Origin of the sequence: Arthrobacter sp. SIMBA_036, from assembly GCF_046535135.1 — a bacterium.
Classification (GTDB): Bacteria; Actinomycetota; Actinomycetes; order Actinomycetales; family Micrococcaceae; genus Arthrobacter.
Genome location: NZ_JAWRXG010000002.1, coordinates 276,340 through 294,012 on the forward strand (window position 1 = coordinate 276,340; position 17,673 = coordinate 294,012).

Here is a 17,673-nt window from a genome sequence, read left to right on the forward strand (position 1 = left end):
CGTCGGCGGCTTTCTACCTTCCCGCCTGATCGGTCTCCGCCATGTCCCCTACCTGTGGCGTCCCCCCAACCAAGGCATAGCGCTGCATCACTGCCCCCTTGGGCGAGGCAATCACAGGCTCGATGAGTCGAAGGTTCGCCGGCACTACCCCATCGGCGAACACCTTCTTCCCGCGGCCCAAGAGGATCGGGAAAACCCAAAGATTGAGCTGATCAAAGAGTCGCTCGGCGAAAAGGGTCTGCACCAAGTCGAGGCTCCCGATGACGTGGATATTCTCGTGCTTGCCGCGTAGCTCGTTCACCGCGGCCACCGTGTCCGGGCCCAGCTGCGTGGTCCCGGCCCAGTCCAGGGTTTGAGCCCCACGCGACGCAACATACTTGGGGATGCGGTTGAACAGTTCCGCGATTCTGCCAGTCTCGTGCGGCCAGTACGAAGCAAAGATGTCGTACGTGCGCCGCCCAAGCAGCAGCGCGTCCATGCCTTCCATCCCGGCCTCGATTTGCTGGCCCACCACCTCATCGATGAGAGGCGCCTGCCAGCCACCAAACTCGAATCCACTGTCGGTGTCCTCTTCAGGTCCGCCGGGCGCTTGAGCGACTCCGTCGAGCGTGGTGAACAGGTCAATGTGGATGAGTCCCATATCGGGTTCCTTCCCTGCTGCCCGTCGTCACCCCGGCGACAGGATCACCTTGAGGCTCGCACAGGAACCTTTGGCGCGCAACGGTCAGCGGACACTCGACGACGGCGGCGGGCGGGTGCGTTGCGCTTTTGGCGCGGGCAGCGCTGGCCCAGCTCCATTCGGCTCGCCCGAAACAGGGCCTGGCGAGAATGCTGTTCCGCATTGCCTTGACAGTCAGATCGTCGTCCTTGCCGGGACACCGCAGCTGTCGTCTCCAGGCCCCGGCAAGGGAGCGTAAAAGCCTGCTGTATTAGAGCTGCATCGGTAATGTCGTGCCTGCTCTGAAGAGCCTAGACATGGGCTTCAAGAACGTTGCTACCCTCTGACCCGTCTGGCGATACAGTCCAGCAGCCCAAAGCGTGGCGGTCTAGCTCGAGGCGGTCGAGTGGAGGGAACCGGATGCCATTGCAGGGCGGAGCTTCCGAGCCACACTCGCGATTCGGTTTAGTAGCGAAAACGCCTGAGCACACTTGATAGAATCGATGCTAGCAACAAGCGTAATGAAGTCCGAGGTACTTTTACCCACGAACCGCTGGATAACAACGTCTGATACTCCTTTGAAGATTTGTGATCGCCGAGGCCTCGCCAAACAATTCTGTTCTCCGCGCCTGGTCCGAAGATTGTCGGCCAGTTATGTGCCATGACTCTCCCAATGACTGAGGCCTGTCAGTACACCTCCCGTGCCATGGGCTATCGATGTTGATCACGTTTCTCCCCGCGGATTCATTGTTCTCTTAAACTTTAGATCTGGCGGCAACGATCGTAGACTCAGTCCTTCTGAACACGAGGTCAGTCATCACTGGCTGTCAGTTGACGCTCTGAGGCCCATCAAGAGACCGAGAAAGACCGGAAGGTGCCCACTCCGCCCTGAAGCGCGTACAGAGCGTAGTCCCGGAGGCGCCGACTCCGGCCAACAGTAGCCCCTAGGATCAGGCGGCGACGATTCTGAGGTCTGGAGCACTTCTGCCCTCATCCCCGACCCGTGGCGAGCTTGAAGATGGCCTTTTCAACCTGGACTCTAGTGCGCCCGTATGGCTCGCCCCAACATTGCAGCAGGTCGAGATACGTTTCGTAGGATGCGGTCGACTTGTCCAAAGACACTTTCGATTCTTTATCCAGCCATCCTGTTATCTTGTCATCGAGGATGGGAGCTGCTGCTGCATCATCCGGACCTTCAAGCGCCGAGGCGAAGTACAACCATTTCGTGAAGTATGAACGTCCCAGATGTTTGACAGCTCCGTCGTTATTCATCAGGCGGAACGCCTCGCGTGGGCCGTCCTCACGGGCCGCCTTTGCTCCAGCTTCGAGCCGGGCGGTTACGGTCGGAACGACTGGGAGTAATTCGGGCGCCTGGCTCCTGTCGTGGGTCTCAGTCAGGATCCATCGCGTGCGCAACGCTCCTTGGCCCGAGGTTGTACCCCAGCCCCAGACCATGGCCGGAACGAATGCCGACAATACACGCCCGGCGTCCAGTTCAGAAAGTACTACATCGCGGATGAGCTGACGGTCCACTTTTTCAGGAAGTTGGTCCAGCGTCGCTAACACTTCCGGCAAATTGTGCATCTGCTCCCGCCACGGCGTCGGGTTCCAAGAGAAGGCCACCTGCGGAGTCGGTTCGTCCTCAAGCAGGGCAACTAGCGATGGGGGAACGTTTGGCGTCATACTCGTATCCTTCCTCACGCCAGCCACGGGGCGGGCCAACGCCGCGGCCGGCGTGTTGGTCGAACTCTACCGCCTAACTAAAGTCGAGGGCCTCGGTCCGCCTGCCTTCTAGAAGCCCCAGGGCTTCCTAGGGCAGCGGGCAATCCAAGGGACACATCTGCGCCATGAGCATCGGCTCCCTAAGGCACCCGAGCGGCCGAGAGAGCTCAGGGGCGTTCGACCCGGAAGCGTCAAAGTGATTGGGCGCCTGCGATGGGCCGACGGCCACCGGCAGCCGAACCGACGGCAGTTCCTGAAGGTCGCGCCACTGGTCCTGTTCCTCGACCCATTTCGCGAACCTCTGGATGCTCGGGGATGGCGGGCGCCTCAGGAAAATTTATAAAACCTTCAAGTCCGCGAGAAAGCCGTGGGAGAAAAAAGAATCCAAGGGCATGTCGCGAGGACGGGGCTGTCCCGGGGAAAGGACTGGACTACTGCAGCAAGAAGCTTCTTACTCGAGTTAAGAGGGTGGGGTCGTTTGATATCTCACACTCCCAAACGTCGAGGTATTGCCACTGTGAGCTAACCAGCTCGAGCCTCTGCATATGGTCTCGTTGTTGGTTGCGTGTCCGCTTCGCCTGCCAGAAGTCCGTGTTGGTCTTGGGCAGACGTCGTCCAACAGAGCAATCGTGGCCGTGCCAGAAGCATCCATTGACAAAAATTACCTTCCTCCGACCTGGAAAGACTAGATCCGGTTTTCCGGGCAAACTGTTGTCATGGAGTCGATACCGGTACCCCTCCCCATGCAGCTTTCTCCGCAGAATGAGTTCCGGTTTAGTATCCTTACTACGGATCTTGGCCATGTGGGCGCTGCGCTGCTTTGGACTCATGAAGTCCGCCATGTGATGATGCTAGTTCACTGCACCAGGCGTTGAGTAGATCTGACTAGCTTGGGCTCACGTAGCCGAGGGACGCACCTGAGTAGATGCCGATATTCCGTGTAAGTTCACAGCTTCTCGATATTGATTCAACAGACGGCTGATTAACGTGCCAACGGCATAAGACTGCCATGGGGAGACGGCGTTGCCGACTTGCGTGTACTGGGGGACTTCAAGTTTGCGCCTGTGTGCGCCAGTAGTCTCCCTCCCGAGAAATTCGAACGAGTCCGGGAAACCCTGGAAACGGGCGAGCTCACGAACGGTAAAAATTCTCGACTGCATCGGGTGCACGTAGTCGTCCGGGAGGGTGACGACGGTCCGACTTGGCTCATTGGCCTGCAGGACTTTTTGACTGTGCTTTCTGGTGACAAGTTCGACAGACAGTTCCACCAATTCATCCAGCGAGCCAATCGTCCGCACGCTGTAGGGCCTGTTCGATGTCTGCAACTCGAGAGGCACCTTCACCCCAGCTAAAGCCAATTTGGCTAGGGCTTTTTGGTCCTCCATCTCGAGGCCGCTCAACTGCGTTAGTAAGCGTTGATCGACTCCGTTTCTGGCCATCATGCGATAGAACGAAAAGCGTGTCACGACAGTGTCTGTGTGCCTGCGGGGCGTCTGGTTTGGTGGTTCAACCGAGTATTGGTCAGTCTTCGGGCGTACCACTGCGTCCGCCGCCGCCAAAGCCTTCAGATACTCGGCGTTCTTGCCTCGGGCGAGACCATCCCAGCCAAATAGGTCCGAAATGGCGTCCCGAACTGTGAAGGCTTGTGCCGCTAGTGTCGTCGGTGGAGGCGCGAGGGGTGGAACGTCGGTTGCGAGATCCGCAAAATCGGACTTCCAGATTTGCGGACTCGCCTCCAACCGGAGTTGGCCTGCGATGTCTTGTCGCAGAGCAATGAGCATGAGTCGAGGCCGGAACTGCGGGGCGCCGTAATGCAGTGCGTTGACGTGTACAGCCTGAACCTCATAGCCAGAGCCAGTGCGCCCCAAAGCGGTCTGCAGTTGCGAAAAGGAGGACTCTTCGCCCTTAACGAAGCTCTGGCTCATGCCAACAACGTTCTCAATGACCACGGCTTTGGGGGCAGTACTCTCGACGAAGTCGAGGTACTCCCACGCCAGCCGATTCCGGTGGTCATCCTTACGCCGTCGACCAGCGAGCGAGAAGCCTTGGCATGGGGGGCCACCAACCACGACGTCGATATCACTTTTGCGGAAACTCTTCATGAGATCTTCATCTCCAAGGACGTTGGAAAGCTCACTCACGATGACTTTGCCCTCTAATTGCCGCCAGAGACTTCTCTGTAAATACTGCTGCCAGAAACGCGCATCAGAGGCATCATCGACGTAGTTGTGGTAAAACGTGCGGGCGGCCATGTCCGACTTCTCGACAGCCGCGACAAGATGACCTCCCGCGCGCTCAATGCCCAACGAGAGACCACCACAACCCGAGAACAGGTCAACGAACTTCATCACTGATACATTGTGCCAGAGCTCAGGCCGGATTCCTGAGAAGCCTCCGGTCTGGCCGAAGGTCAGACTCCATATTGCTCGTAGTACGGCCTCACCCGGATGAACCGTCCTTCGTCGAAGCCAAGAGACTTGTATAGGACCTCATGCTGGCGCAACTCGGGGATGCGTCGTGAAACATCTTGCCCCAGATCGGGAAGGCCGAGGCTCGCAAGCTCCCGCACGTTCACTGAGGGGACCTTGTGGATAAACCAAGTCCGCAGTGGTTGACCAAAATTCTCGCGGCCCTCTTTGAAATGAGATAAGTACTGGGATGCAAGCATTACTCCATATCCGAACTGCCTACCCTGAAGCATCAGGTCCATAAGCACTTGAAAGTCATAGCGCATGATGTTGACAGCCTCATCGACCAGCAAGAAAGACTTGAGGAACCTTAGCTGAGGGTCAACCCCCTGGAATGGCGGCCTATCGGACCTCAGCATGTTGTCGTAGTACAGATTCAGGAACAGAGCGACAAGAGCATTCTTAGCACTCTGGTCCGATCCGAGACGATCCAAAGCGACAACCACCACCTTCCCTTCCAGTAGTTGTCCAAAAGGCATGAGAACAGATCTATCCGAACTGAAGATCTGGCTAAGGACGAAGCTATCAAGAATGGATGATACGGAATCAGGGTTTCCCGTTTTCTCGAGATATTGAGCCCTTACTTCCGCGAGTGTCGGCGGTCGGTTTTCGTTATTTTCATAAAGGCTTCGTATGGCCTCGTTGAGAAGGCTGGCCTGCACCGGGCCCACACCCCGATATATCTTCCGGAGGATATCGACAAAAGCTGCAGCCTGCTGATAGGGAAGTCGGGAGTGCTCCCCCGTCACAGGCATGAATATATTCAGCGGGATATCACGCGGCTCCAGGACAGTGGCACCGATTCGAGTTACGAACTCATCCTTCTGAAAATCTCCCTTATAGTCAAAGATCAACATGGAAGTAGGAACTTCAGGTTGCTTCACCGCTGCTTGCTCCCGGATTTGGGCAATCAAAGCCTTCACAAGCTCCGTCTTCCCCGTTCCAAGGTCACCGACGATACCGACATTCATTTGATTGAGTTTTGTGTTACTAGGCCAAAAATCCACCGGGGATCTGCCTATCGAGCCCAGAAGATTGCCGACGGTTATTCGAACACCGTCACCATAGATATGGGATTCAACTTTGGACAACGCCGCTGTCTTCTCAGCTGGTTCTTGCGCATCGCCTTCAGGGGGCTCGCCAGAGACTCCGGGTGACGGTGGCACCTCGTTTTGCATCGAACGGCAAGCTTCCAGACTGCCTGCACCATCAACATCAACATCAAGCTCTTCACCATATATTTCGAAGGGTAGAGCTTCAGCGTCCTGTCGTTCTTCTATGGTCCAATCGACCAATTCGCACCACGCATCAACGAGTGACGCATCGGAATCGTCCAAAGCTTCGAAGACCGAGGCTGTGTCGGCAATCAGTCCCCGCACGGGGGTGTCAACGGTACCAACTTCTCCCGCGTAGAAGCGCTTCCCGTCAGAAGTTGTCGAACCGTGCTGCAAGTACGTCAGTAGCGGCCTACCAAGACGTACCCGCATTTGCCCGTCCACCAGAGTCGAGAGGCGGCGAGCAAAGTCTTCCGGGGTCCCCATCGTGCCACCCAGCCGAGCCGCAGTCTCGACTAAAGTGGCGAGGCTGTTCATCCAGACCACTCGATCAGCGCCTGTGGCCTCTGCTGCGCGAAGCTCGATGCCCTCAAGGAGCCGCCAACTTGCAGCGAGCTGATCCAGAGGCTCCTTCAACGCAGATGACCCCGGGGCCGGAAGATTCGATCCGAGCGAGTCACCTTTGAGACCGTAACACTTAATCTCGACCGGGCTGAGGATCAGCTCTTCGTCATTCATTTCAAGGAATAGCAGATCGGCGCGACGCTGATGCTGTCCGTGGTTCGGTTGTCCAGATAGCGTCCGTAAGAAATAGTCTGCTGCGTCTATCGGGAGAACAAACCTGTTTGAACCAAGGGATACGGCCTTATCGAAAAGCCCGAAAGTTAGGTAGAAACCGAGTGCGCCAGCGACATGAGTTCCGCCCATCGACAACAGGGAGGATAACCCCACACCCCTGCTACCAAGGCTCGACATCACCCGGCGTTTGAGTTGCGTCGTGTCCGCACGGCCTGTCGCCTTGGCAAGAAGTCCTTCCAACTGATGGCCGAAGCTATCGGGCACCTTCGCTATGGACACAAACGGACGTCGTTCCATGAATGGTACGTCCACCGAGCGCTCGAAGACTGGCGGGCGCCACTCCCAGAGCATTCGTCCGCTGTCGCTGTGAGCGTCCATAAGCTCAGCCATGATAGCCGGGCTCAGGAACGACTCGCCCATGACCGTCCAATCCGCGGTAGTGTCAGCGACATCTCGGCGCATCATCGCGGCTTCGATGACAGGTGCCGAATCACCTGTCTCGCATGCATCTAACGCTGCACTGAAAGAGTTCCAGCCCATCGCGGCAGGGATAGCGGGTTGGCTGAGGCTGCTTCGTCGATCGCTTAACTTGTTTGGGTTGCTCTCGAACCGGCGGAGGGGCACTCTACCTAAAACTCCGTATGCCGCCCCGCCGCCATCGACCCGAACAACGGTGCCTGAGTCCTGCAACAGGCGGATATTGCACCACACCTTTGACTCAGTCTCTGGAGCATAACGTGACCATGTCAAGAGCATGTCTCGATTCTCCCTGACCAGCCTCGTCACCGCATCCCTCGGTACAGGTCCTTCCCGCCGCACGGAATCGAGCACTCGAACGCCGCCGATAAGCCGTCCTGACTTTGCATTGCCCCATTCCTCAGCCACTGCGAGGACGGAATCGTCTATCTCCGTTAAACGATTCTGACGATCTTGAGCATGCAAGTCTACGGTCAGGGTTGTGATATGAGGGTGCATGCGGCGGAAGGACCTGAGAGCAGCATCTACCGCAGTGGCGTTGAGGCCGCTGACTGCAGCCCCCGGTGTAACTGCGTTCCCGATCCTGTCTGGCGGCGTAAGTCGCTTGGGCCTTGACTTAGCTGCGGGGAGCATCATGGACCACCCCAGGAAGATCTGGTCTTCACCGGAATCGGCGGGAACCGCCATCATCCGACCCGAGGTTGACTCACCTGGACCTACCAACGGCAGGTTCCATCCCTCAACCGAACCAGCGTGCTCCACCGAATTCTCTGCCTCAAAAAGTGAATGCTCGGCCCCTGCAAGCCAGGCCAGCCTAATCGGATGGAGCGGGCTCAAAAGCACCGCTTGGCACCCATTGTCACCTCTGACATCCCAGGCACTAACTGACATAGGGTACGCTGCCCAAAATAGGTTCTCATCCCTTCCGGAAGTACGGGCTGCATGGACCAAATCGGCATACGCGTCCAAGTAGTCGCGCAGTACTCCGGTATCCCAGAGGGTCCTCCAAGAAGTACGCGATGGCCATTCGAAATCGACACCTTCGCCACGCACGTCCCGACGAATAAGGAGCTTGTCGACCTGCAGAGCACTGAAGGCCTCACGGAATCTGTTCGCTTCCGCACCATGAGCGAAATCTTGATCGACTTCGAAGTAGCTCACACTATCGAGGGCCCGTCGCGCAGCGTCTGGCATCATAAAGGCGGCATTGTCCTGCGGCCTGCAGTCTTCGATACGCACTGATTCGTTGCTCGGCATCATGATGTGGCCGAGGGCTTGGATAATAGTAGGGTCTTTAGCTACAAGTCGGCTCGCGTAAAAGGCCTCCGCCTGCCCGCGAATTGACCCTTCCGTTGCCGGTTTGGGCCGGTCCGGCACGACCTGCTGCTTGACAGCGGCTGCTAGCAGAGCCGACTGATGCCCCCCACCCGCGGCGACAGGTCGAACACGGAACGTTACTCCGTTCGCCACGAACTCGTTGTCGCCGGTTGGTGCGAAACGCAAGGCAAATAGATCCTGCAGCACCGGATGCGCTATTAGGCCGACTCCATCCAGAAGAGGCTGTTCTACGGCGTTGGGGCACCACAGCAATGCCTGATAGCCGCCGGGCGTTTCTGGAAGCTCCTCTGCAAAATCCCGGTCGTCGTCGTCGGAATCCTCCCCGGGGCGCCAGTCCATTTGGCCGAGGTAAGTCACTTTCCCGAGTGCCCCGCTCTTCTTGAACGGAGCTGCCGCCAGAAACGTTTGCATTCCAGAAAAGACGTAGCCTGTTGCTGTCAGATCGCTGCGAACTCGGCCTGCAAGAGGGTCGTCAACGGGCAATGAGACTCTCAGCGAGACCCTCCGGAAAGGCGCCGCGCTTCGACCATTCCCTCTAGGTTTGACGAAGCGACCTATGGCAAAAAGGTGTCCATCCTCCGATAATTCGACTGTACCAGCCCAGTTGGCGACGTTGGCAGGCTGCACCTGGATTGTAAGTCTGGATGATTGGACGTCGCTGGGAACCAGCCGCTGTAGAGCAGAAATGCGAATTCGCAGAACTTTGGACTGAAATTGTCGTCCCCCGGCCGTACCATCGGGCATCAACGGAATAAGGAATGGGCTCTCCGGCAACTCAGGGTCCAGGGCGAGAGATCCGCCTTCTTGGAGCGCAATATCAAATGTAAAGGACTCGTCATCGAGGGCCGGACTTCTAAACTGCTCTTCCGTTAAAGTTGAAAATCGGTCGATATTTTCAATTGAGGCTCCAACGGTTTCGACCAGGCCCAACCACGAGTTACCCTCGCGATTTACGGAGTTGTCGAATTCATCGAGTATAAACTCAGCAAGTGGGTGGTTGCCGCCTGCAACCTTTACCTCGGGGCGGGTTGCCAATTGCACCACACTTGCGCGAAAGGTCTCCTCGTCACTCCAGAACTCGGACATGGAGTCCATAAGGCTTCCCGCCGCTGCTTCTGAAGCAAGGAATGATCTCCCGGACCCTTGCATGGGTCTGGGCAAAGCAAAACAGGCATAAGCGTACTTATAAAATGCGTCAGCGAAAGCTAGATGAGTGCCAACAGATCGTAAATGGTCAAGAATTCTAGACAGGTTGCTAAGACCTCGATTGACGTGCTCAAACCAAGCAGAATTCCAGCTCCGCCCAGTGTCTCCAACTCGTGAATGAAGAGCGGAGAGCGTGACAAAACAACGAGTCAGAATATCCTCGCATTGTGTCTTCTGGCTAGAGCTCAAACCATCTACACCTAAATCCGTCACCAGCTCACTAACAATTTCGGTGGAGATATTATCCATGGAAACGATACCAGCAGCTTGTTCCGGAAAACTCTGACCGAAGACCTCCCGGTAGACCTGCACGAAGGAAGATAGATCAGGCTGCCGGCCATGGACTACTACCAAATGGTCACCCTGACGGTACTGGATAGTACGGGCTGGGCTTACCCTCGGGCAGTTAGGATCCTGAAGTGACTCAATGCCGTTCGTTACCAGCAGAGCAAAGGGTGGACTAGTTGGTCTGGCGATATTGGCTGCTCGTACGATCTCCTCGGCCGTTCTATTACCGATTCCCTCCGGCAAGTGAACATGGCCGAGTCCGTTTGTTGTTGCCAGCACGCGACCCAGGACTTCGCCCAACGAAATAGATGACATGATTCTCCTAGAAAGCGCTCTCAACTATCACGGCGTGGTCAGCATCGGCGCTGCCCCGGGCCATTCCTGCACGCTCGAGCAGGGACACCAAGTCGCCCAACTCAGGTCGCATTCCAAGAATGGTGAGATCGCGCAAAACATCTCCCACATTGCATTGGGTTCCCGGCGCACCGCAGGCGAGGCTCGCCACCACAGCGATCCATTCGGTACCCGGATCAATGACGAGGTACCTTCGTCCCCTCGTTTTGAGAATGCCGTAGTAATCCGTAAATGGTCCACTCGCTTCTCGAACCTGAAGCCCGTATTTCACAGTTTCCCAAACGAGCTTCCCAGCTTCCTTTTTGTCCGTAATTTCGGCGGCCAGGAACTGCCTGAAATCACTATTCGCAGCTGACGAGCGCAGGAATTCAATCGCATTTTTATCTCCTTCGACCTCCTTGATGCGCTCTTTAAGGCTCCGTCGGACACGCTCACCTCTTGAAATTCGCCCCTTGATAGTGGCGCCAACATCCCTAACCGAGATTGAGGAACGGCTTGACTGCCATGGCAGGGGCGATCTCACCATGCCTCGAAGTTCCTCAAATGTGTCCGGAACGGAGTCTCGGACGATTACCGAGCCCAACGCCTCATACCACGAGTACTCCCATAGAAATCCGAGTCCCATCGCCAACCGCAGAACTGTCGTAGCCCAGTCCACCCACACGCGAGCAGGGAGTGCTTCAACCCATTCTTTTGAGGTTAGCGCCTGCCATGACTTGGCAAACCATTCGTAGGGGGTCCCTGGATAGAGCCCGCACCAGTCGACGCTGTCTTCCGCGATTGGGAACACATCCAGCCTGTGGTACTTGTCCTGAAATACGGTTGACATCATGGAGGCATCTATAGACTTAAGCAGCGGGTCCAGCTCAAGTCGCTGATCTGAAGCCCGCAACCAGAGCTCAGTGGCGGACATGGCGGGGCCGCCCACAGGGTGGCCGACAGCAAACAGACTTTCAATAATGGCGCCAAAATCAGGCGGGCCCTGTTTTACCAGAACGCCGCGAGGGTTTTGCATAAGTGCTAAAGCAGGCGTCATGGGACTTGAAGGTTGATTACCTGTTTTCTCAATACGAATTCCAGTGACACTGGATGAGACCGCATCGCCAAGCAACCGATCGGACGCAGAAGTGCTTATTCCTCTCCCCCTAAGCTGGGCACCCAGAGCTTGGGCTGCCCCCTCTTCAGGCTTTGTAGGCCGGAGGGTTAGATACTGCGTTTCTTTTGCTTGCGCCTTATACATAAGGCCCAGCGCTTTCCCTTGTTCTTGGTCGGGTGCCGAACCGTATGCACGCCAAGCCAGAGCAGATAGTAAAGCCTCAGGCACCGAAAAGTACTCGGGGCGGTTGAATGGAAGAATGAGATTGTGTGCACCAGCCGTCCGGGTCATCTTGATTGCTCCTGCTGAGTCAATTGGACTTCCGAATCACCATCAGCAAGACAGAATTCAGCACCGCGGAGGTGGATTGAAAGCAACCGCGATGCGCGAATACGTTCTAATCGCGGAGCTGTGACATCGATTAGGTCAGTGACGCCGATATGGTCATCAACGCAAGCCAATGCCTCTCGTATCAAAGGGAAATCCAAGGAGACGCTGTTCAGTTTGGTTCCATCCGTGCGGATAATCAGCAGGACCTGTTCTGCCTGTCCCTCGCGGTCCGTGGTGAGTTCTGGTTCTTTCACGCGGACAGCAAGCTTTGGCGTATTTACTCTGCCGGTGATTGGCTCGGTTCGGCTGTCAAAAAGAGGGAGAAGTGAAGACCCCGATTGTAGAGGATTTCTTTTTGGCCGGAGCAGGGTCCTCAAGGGTGACTTTAGATCATCGGGTAAATAAGGGGATTGACCCCAAGTCCTTATGAGCATGTCGATCTCACGTCGGAATGCACTAATACCATGGGACACTGCATAAAGTCGCGTGAGATAAACTCCATACCAACCGGTTACCTCGAGGCGCTTATCATCCTTCAGTTGCGGCTGTTGCACGAGCTTGCAGTATGCTGCATCTAAACGTCTGTCGAATTCTGTAACAATATGACGCAGAGAAATATCATTCGGCAATAAGTCCATGAGGCTCTGAAGGGGGGTTCCATCTGATACATGCACGCTAAAGGCATCAGAGACCGGCGTCGCCCAACCTTCATCTGTACTATCGGGATTCGAACCCGGAACCGCATCATTCACGGGATCGGCCCTAACAAGCAGCTTCAGCACTGGGTCGCGGACTGCCGCCTCGGAGGCGGAGGTTCGCTCTCCGGCACCAAATATGCTTTGGTTGAATCGCAGGCTGGACAACCGTCGCATCAGCTGGAAATCAAGCTCGGCGTCGTGTCCCGTTGGCTGATTAGCCACGATGAACTGACGAAGGGCCGTCCTATTCATGCTTGACGGTGCATCTCCAACAAGCGCCCTCGTCAAGAATCCCCAGAGCTCTCGATAGGTCATACGCGTTGCGGACATCAGTTCGGCACTCCGAGCAAGCGTCAACAAGCCAGATCTAATTATCGGCGAGCCAAGAGACTCCAGATTCGCGGCTACAGGATCCACGGCACCTACAAGGTCCGAGTTCTCGTCGGCGGCGCCATTCCCTGCGGCATGGAGAACCGCCAAAACATTCGTGAGCAAGTCCGCTGCGGGCGACAGCGAATCCCTGATGTCACCGCGGCTGGCCAAGGGAACGATTCGATAGTCCCCTGCGGACACTTTTGAGTCGGCACCAATACTCAAAGCCGGGCGCTCTTCAAAAAGGGAACACTCGTCAACGAACACTGCGATTACGTTGGCGACGTGCTGGCCCAGATGGCTGAGTTGGGCCGATTTTACGAAATCCCGTCCCCCTGGATTTGAAAGGCGCCAGCCTGACTCGTTGGGTTCTCCTCCCTGCGAGTCATATAGCCAGCGAACCAATACGTCGCCCGCTGTCCAATCAAGAGATCCGCGAAGTCTGGATTCTGCCATTTCCTCCACGAGAACGCCCCTGTTCACACAAGCCATCAAGTGAAGGGGCCGCGACGCCTCAAAAGATCGCCCCTGGGATACCGCCCCATTGATGTCGGAGATTAGGGGCGCAGTTTTTGAAGCTTCCAAACTAATAGTGGCGTCATTGACGACAATCAAGTCGGCGGCCGGTCCCCTATAGTCGTAGATCCTATGAGCAAGTCCGTCGTCGAGCTCGTTCGCCAAACGCAGTCCCTCCACGACATGTGCCGTTGCATGCGACTTCCCGGCTCCCGGGCCGCCAACTAGGAACAAAAACCGAGGCGGCAAGCCGCGGACGATACCATCTTTCAGCCAGCTGCCTGCTTCCTCGACTCCGGCTGGACGGAGCGCAGATGGCCAAACCGCATCGACTGGATGGTCGGGTCGCGCCGCAACGTCGGTTCCGCCCGTCGCGCGGTCCCACAGGTCTGAAAGGCGGCTCCATACGGATTCGTTTTGCTCGTCACGGGCAATCGGGGCAGACAACGGTCCTCTTTCCTTAAGGGCTGCAACCGGGTCTGCAGCATTACCTGGGGCCTTGGTCGACGACATTACTGAGGAGCTAGAAGAGGTATCTTTGAGCCGGTCCGTGGTTGGCTTCGCTCTGGCACTTAACTCGCGCTCGACTGCCAATCGCAGCGCTTCTTGCACATGGCTCCTCGGCTTGTAACCGATAATGAATGGATGGTCGAGCTCTGCTAAGACGTGGCTGACGTTGCAAAATTTGAACTCAATGGACCCCTTGCTGCGACCAGTGCCTTCCTGGACTCGGCGGTTATGGTCAACCTTTGAATAGGCTGATCCACGCATCTCACTGTCCAGCATGTCGAAATATGCCTTCAAGAGCACTGTCGTCTCGGCTTCAGTCCAAGGTATCGATTCCCCCACATTGCCAAGATACCTGACATAACCGCTTCTCACCTGTAAGACCCGGGGCTGCACCCCCGTGCTATCACAGTTGCGGAAAGCCGATGCTTCCTCTCAGAGGAATGGCTACCGGTACGAGCCCTACCAAGGGAAGTCGCGCCGTGACAGATGTTTCCGAAAAACCATGATGCAGCCACTAGCTTGAGCCGATGCCTGCGGGAAGTGGCGAAATATTGTGTTTGTCCAAACTGGACTACAGTATTGTGTTCGGTTTCTTCGTTACAAGAAGCCACAGCTGAATCAGCTTGCCACATTGGCCTTCCAGACTCCGCTTCCGCTGTTGCAGTTCCGTTGGAGAGGATCTTTTGCACCGCTCGGAGGGCAATTAAGAGCCCGTCCGCGACATTGAATCGTCCTCGCCGATACAGCTGCCTATGCGGCCGACCACTCGTATCGGCTTGCTCCCACCTATACCCCAGGACTCAGTACGGGCGAAAGCGCACTGCGTCGGCATCTGTTGGCACTTGGGGCCAGCAGCACCCAGCGGAAGTATTGAGTCATTAACCACCGCTCACCTATGAAGGCTTCGACCCGGATTCCGGTCTAAATAGAAGGAAAGCCACACCAATTGAACCAAAGATCTTGGAATTAGTAGCCCACTGGCAGCAACCCTGTATTAATGCCGTTGGGCAAAAGAACGTCAGTTGAATACCCTTGGGAATTCGCTGCGTCCCGCCGCCACGACTGGTTTGGAACTCGGGCCGGCATGGACGGTGGGCCGTCCCTGACTCCGTGCCAACCGCAATCGAATGGGATCCCACGCAGCTCACGGTTCCCCGCTGGCGTCCTGCCTCCTCTTACGTCACAACAAGTCCAGCCCATAAACCGCACTGGCCCTACTGACGGCGGAGCCTAGTCACGCAACCGGAATGGGGGGCTGCCGGGTCGTGAAATGACGGTGATACCGAAGAAGCAGCCAACCTGCAGACGGGATGGAAACTCTTTGATGTCGCTCCGACCAAAACGATTTGTCCTGCCCTCCGTCGTTTACCTCCGTCTAACCACCACCTAGTCCCGAGTTGGCGCCAATAGGTAAAGACTTCGACGCGAGTCCGCGTGGATGCAACAGAAAATGAGTGCTGCACTGCTGCAACTAGGGACCAAAGGGTTTACGAAGAGGCCATGCCACCCCAAACTTGTCATTTCGGCAATTCCCGACATATCATCAACACATGCCTCCCGACGTCTTCGGCGCCCTCGCGAACCCTTCGCGGCGCACCATCCTCGACAGCCTCCTCCAAGGGCCGCTGAGCGCTGGGGACCTCACGGGACGCCTCGAACTCAGCCGCTCCTCCGCCTCGGAGCACCTGACAGTCCTGAAAGAAGCTGGCCTGATCCGCGAGGAGCGGCAGGGGCGGCACAGGATCTACCACCTCCAGCCCGCGGGCCTGAAAGAGATAAGCGGCTGGCTCAAGCACTACGAGCAGTACTGGAACCAGCGCCTCGACGCCCTGGCCGATCTACTAGGCACCGACCCACAGAACAAGGAAAACCCCCATGACTGAAAACGCCATCCGCCTCGAACGCACTTTCCCGCACCCCAAAGAGTCAGTATGGGCGGCCCTGACGACGCCGGAACTCCTCGCCCGCTGGTGGACACCCGGAGACATCGCACCCGTCGTCGGGCACCGCTTCACCCTGGACATGGGCGGCTGGGGCGTTCAGCAATGCGAAGTCCTCACCGTGGAGCCCGGCACGTCCATCAGCTTCCTCTTCGCCGAAGGCGTCCTGGACACCAGCATCACGTGGACGCTTGAAACGGTCGACGGCGGCACCACACTTCACTTCGAACACGCCGGCTTCCGCTTGGATACCCCCATGGGACAGCAGGCCCTCCATGGCATGGGCAACGGCTGGCCCGGACTCATCGCCCGTATAGACCAAGTTCTGGTCAACGTCGGCTAACTCATCGACACCAGGGTGATCGTGGACACCGGGTTCCCCCACCACCTACGTGACCACTTTCGGCGTCGTGATTTCCGTTTCTTCCACCTAAATTTGGCTGAAACCGCCACCTAGATGAGTCATTTCACCACCTAAGCGCTGTTGCGCGCGGCAGCATAGGTGTCGGCACACCGCCTGGGCCGCCGATTTTTGTGGCAGCGCCTTGTTGGGCAGAGCTCTCGGGGTGTTTCGACAAGTGAACATTGTCTGGGCAGCTCGGAGCGGCCCTAATGAGGGGGAACTAAATGAACAAGAAATCCAGCATTCGCGGCGCCGCGGCCACTACAGCGACGTTGCTCTTGGCAGCTTCGGGTATCGCATTGACCAGCGCGCCCGCACACGCCGCCTACGACTGCCAATACGCACTATGCCTGTGGCAGGACACGAATTACAACGGCTTCAAGGTGAGCTATAGCGGTTCTGTTAATTACGTCGGTTCTGCCATGAATGATCAGGCGAGTTCCGTGGACAGCCGGTCGTCCAGGGTCTCCACTCTCTACGCCGACGCGAACTGGGCCGGCACCTGGCTGCAGCTGGCACCGGGCGAGGACGTCGGGTACCTCACCGACTACGGCGTGCCCGGCCACTGGCCCTACACCTACTCGGACATTATCTCGAGCTTGTCCATCTAGCTCAGAGAACATGCAGCGTCGCCACTTTCTCGCCGTAGCCGCCCTCGTGGCAACCTTGCTCACGGGGTGCGGCCTCGGTTCGGCCCAACCCGATGCCGCCATCACACCAACCAAGGCCAGCGCCCTTTTGCGGTCGGACATCGAATCCATCGAGTACCCGCTCGACAAATACTCAGTCTCCACGCAGGAGTTGAACTTGATCGAGCGGGCCGGAAGCATCAGGATCCAACAGTGCATGTCCCAGAACGGGCAGCCGGTCGATCTCATGGCCACTTTCAAGGACAGGACCTCAGCGGCTGAGCGCCCCTACGGAATCTGGCTGATGGCAAGTGCCGAGCAATTCGGGTACGGCCGCGCGGAAGAGAACCTTGGCGTCCCGGAGCTCGAAACCAAAACACCCGAGTTCAACCACCAGTGGGACTCCTGCCTGAGCAAAGCGTTTCCCTCAACAAGCTACGGAGCCGACCGCAACGCACTCACCGTCCAGCTCGCCGGGAAAGCGAAGGTCGCCGCGGGGAAGGATCCTCAGACCAAGGGGCTCATTGAGCAGTGGAAATCGTGCGTACAGGCACACGGTGGAACGTTCGACGGGAGCGATCCTTGGAGTCCGGTTGAGGCACACGGTGACAAGGAAACAGCCATTCGGGTGGCGGTCGCGGACGTGCAATGCAAAGTGGACTTGAACTTCGTCCAACAGATGGCTGACATCGAGGCCTCCTACCAAGAGACGCTGATCAAGGAAAACGAAGCCGGTTTGTTGGCCGAGCGGCAGAAAGTTGACCAAACGCTCAGCGAAGCCACCCAAACCGTCACTGCCTTCGACGGCGGTTAGG

At 57.1% G+C, this 17,673-nt stretch carries 12 protein-coding genes; 5 read left to right on the top strand and 7 right to left on the bottom strand.

Annotated features, from left to right (window positions below; translation table 11 throughout):
• Positions 1-13: 13 nt before the first annotated feature.
• On the bottom strand, positions 14-640 hold the full coding sequence (locus tag SB659_RS03995) for a dihydrofolate reductase family protein (protein WP_410549562.1): 627 nt from the start codon (positions 638-640) through the stop codon (positions 14-16).
• Between SB659_RS03995 and SB659_RS04000 the strand changes: the two genes are divergently transcribed.
• Positions 630-917: a hypothetical protein gene (locus SB659_RS04000; RefSeq protein ID WP_410549563.1), complete on the top strand. Its 288-nt coding sequence runs from the start codon at positions 630-632 to the stop codon at positions 915-917. The genes SB659_RS03995 and SB659_RS04000 overlap by 11 nt on opposite strands.
• A 731-nt stretch (positions 918-1,648) precedes the next feature.
• Here the strand turns inward: SB659_RS04000 and SB659_RS04005 are convergent.
• From SB659_RS04005 to SB659_RS04030, 6 genes are all read right to left on the bottom strand, one after another.
• On the bottom strand, positions 1,649-2,341 hold the full coding sequence (locus SB659_RS04005) for a hypothetical protein (protein ID WP_410549564.1): 693 nt from the start codon (positions 2,339-2,341) through the stop codon (positions 1,649-1,651).
• A 470-nt stretch (positions 2,342-2,811) separates the two neighbouring features.
• Entirely contained in the window at positions 2,812-3,222 is a 411-nt protein-coding gene (locus tag SB659_RS04010; RefSeq protein ID WP_410549565.1) for a very short patch repair endonuclease, read from the bottom strand.
• A gap of 54 nt (positions 3,223-3,276) precedes the next feature.
• On the bottom strand, positions 3,277-4,728 hold the full coding sequence (locus SB659_RS04015; protein ID WP_410549677.1) for a DNA cytosine methyltransferase: 1,452 nt from the start codon (positions 4,726-4,728) through the stop codon (positions 3,277-3,279).
• A gap of 62 nt (positions 4,729-4,790) precedes the next feature.
• Positions 4,791-9,602, bottom strand: a complete 4,812-nt coding sequence (locus SB659_RS04020) for an ATP-binding protein (protein ID WP_410549566.1) — start codon at positions 9,600-9,602, stop codon at positions 4,791-4,793.
• 730 nt (positions 9,603-10,332) lie between these two features.
• A complete protein-coding gene (locus SB659_RS04025; RefSeq protein ID WP_410549567.1) occupies positions 10,333-11,751 on the bottom strand; it encodes a hypothetical protein in 1,419 nt (472 codons plus the stop codon).
• The gene (locus SB659_RS04030; RefSeq protein ID WP_410549568.1) at positions 11,748-14,225 is read right to left on the bottom strand and encodes a hypothetical protein; all 2,478 of its coding nucleotides are present in this window, start codon (positions 14,223-14,225) and stop codon (positions 11,748-11,750) included. Before SB659_RS04030 ends, SB659_RS04025 begins: the two co-directional genes overlap by 4 nt.
• Before the next feature lie 1,211 nt (positions 14,226-15,436).
• Here SB659_RS04030 and SB659_RS04035 point away from each other — a divergent pair.
• The 4 genes from SB659_RS04035 (at position 15,437) to SB659_RS04050 (ending at position 17,672) form a co-directional block, all read left to right on the top strand.
• Positions 15,437-15,769 carry an ArsR/SmtB family transcription factor gene (locus tag SB659_RS04035; protein WP_410549569.1) on the top strand — a complete coding sequence of 111 codons (333 nt, stop codon included), beginning with the start codon at positions 15,437-15,439 and terminating at the stop codon, positions 15,767-15,769.
• On the top strand, positions 15,762-16,169 hold the full coding sequence (locus SB659_RS04040) for an SRPBCC family protein (RefSeq protein ID WP_410549570.1): 408 nt from the start codon (positions 15,762-15,764) through the stop codon (positions 16,167-16,169). Before SB659_RS04035 ends, SB659_RS04040 begins: the two co-directional genes overlap by 8 nt.
• Before the next feature lie 284 nt (positions 16,170-16,453).
• The gene (locus tag SB659_RS04045) at positions 16,454-16,840 is read left to right on the top strand and encodes a peptidase inhibitor family I36 protein (protein WP_410549571.1); all 387 of its coding nucleotides are present in this window, start codon (positions 16,454-16,456) and stop codon (positions 16,838-16,840) included.
• 10 nt (positions 16,841-16,850) lie between these two features.
• Positions 16,851-17,672, top strand: coding sequence for a hypothetical protein (locus SB659_RS04050; RefSeq protein WP_410549572.1), 822 nt, complete (start codon positions 16,851-16,853; stop codon positions 17,670-17,672).
• The last annotated feature ends 1 nt before the right edge of the window (position 17,673 follow it).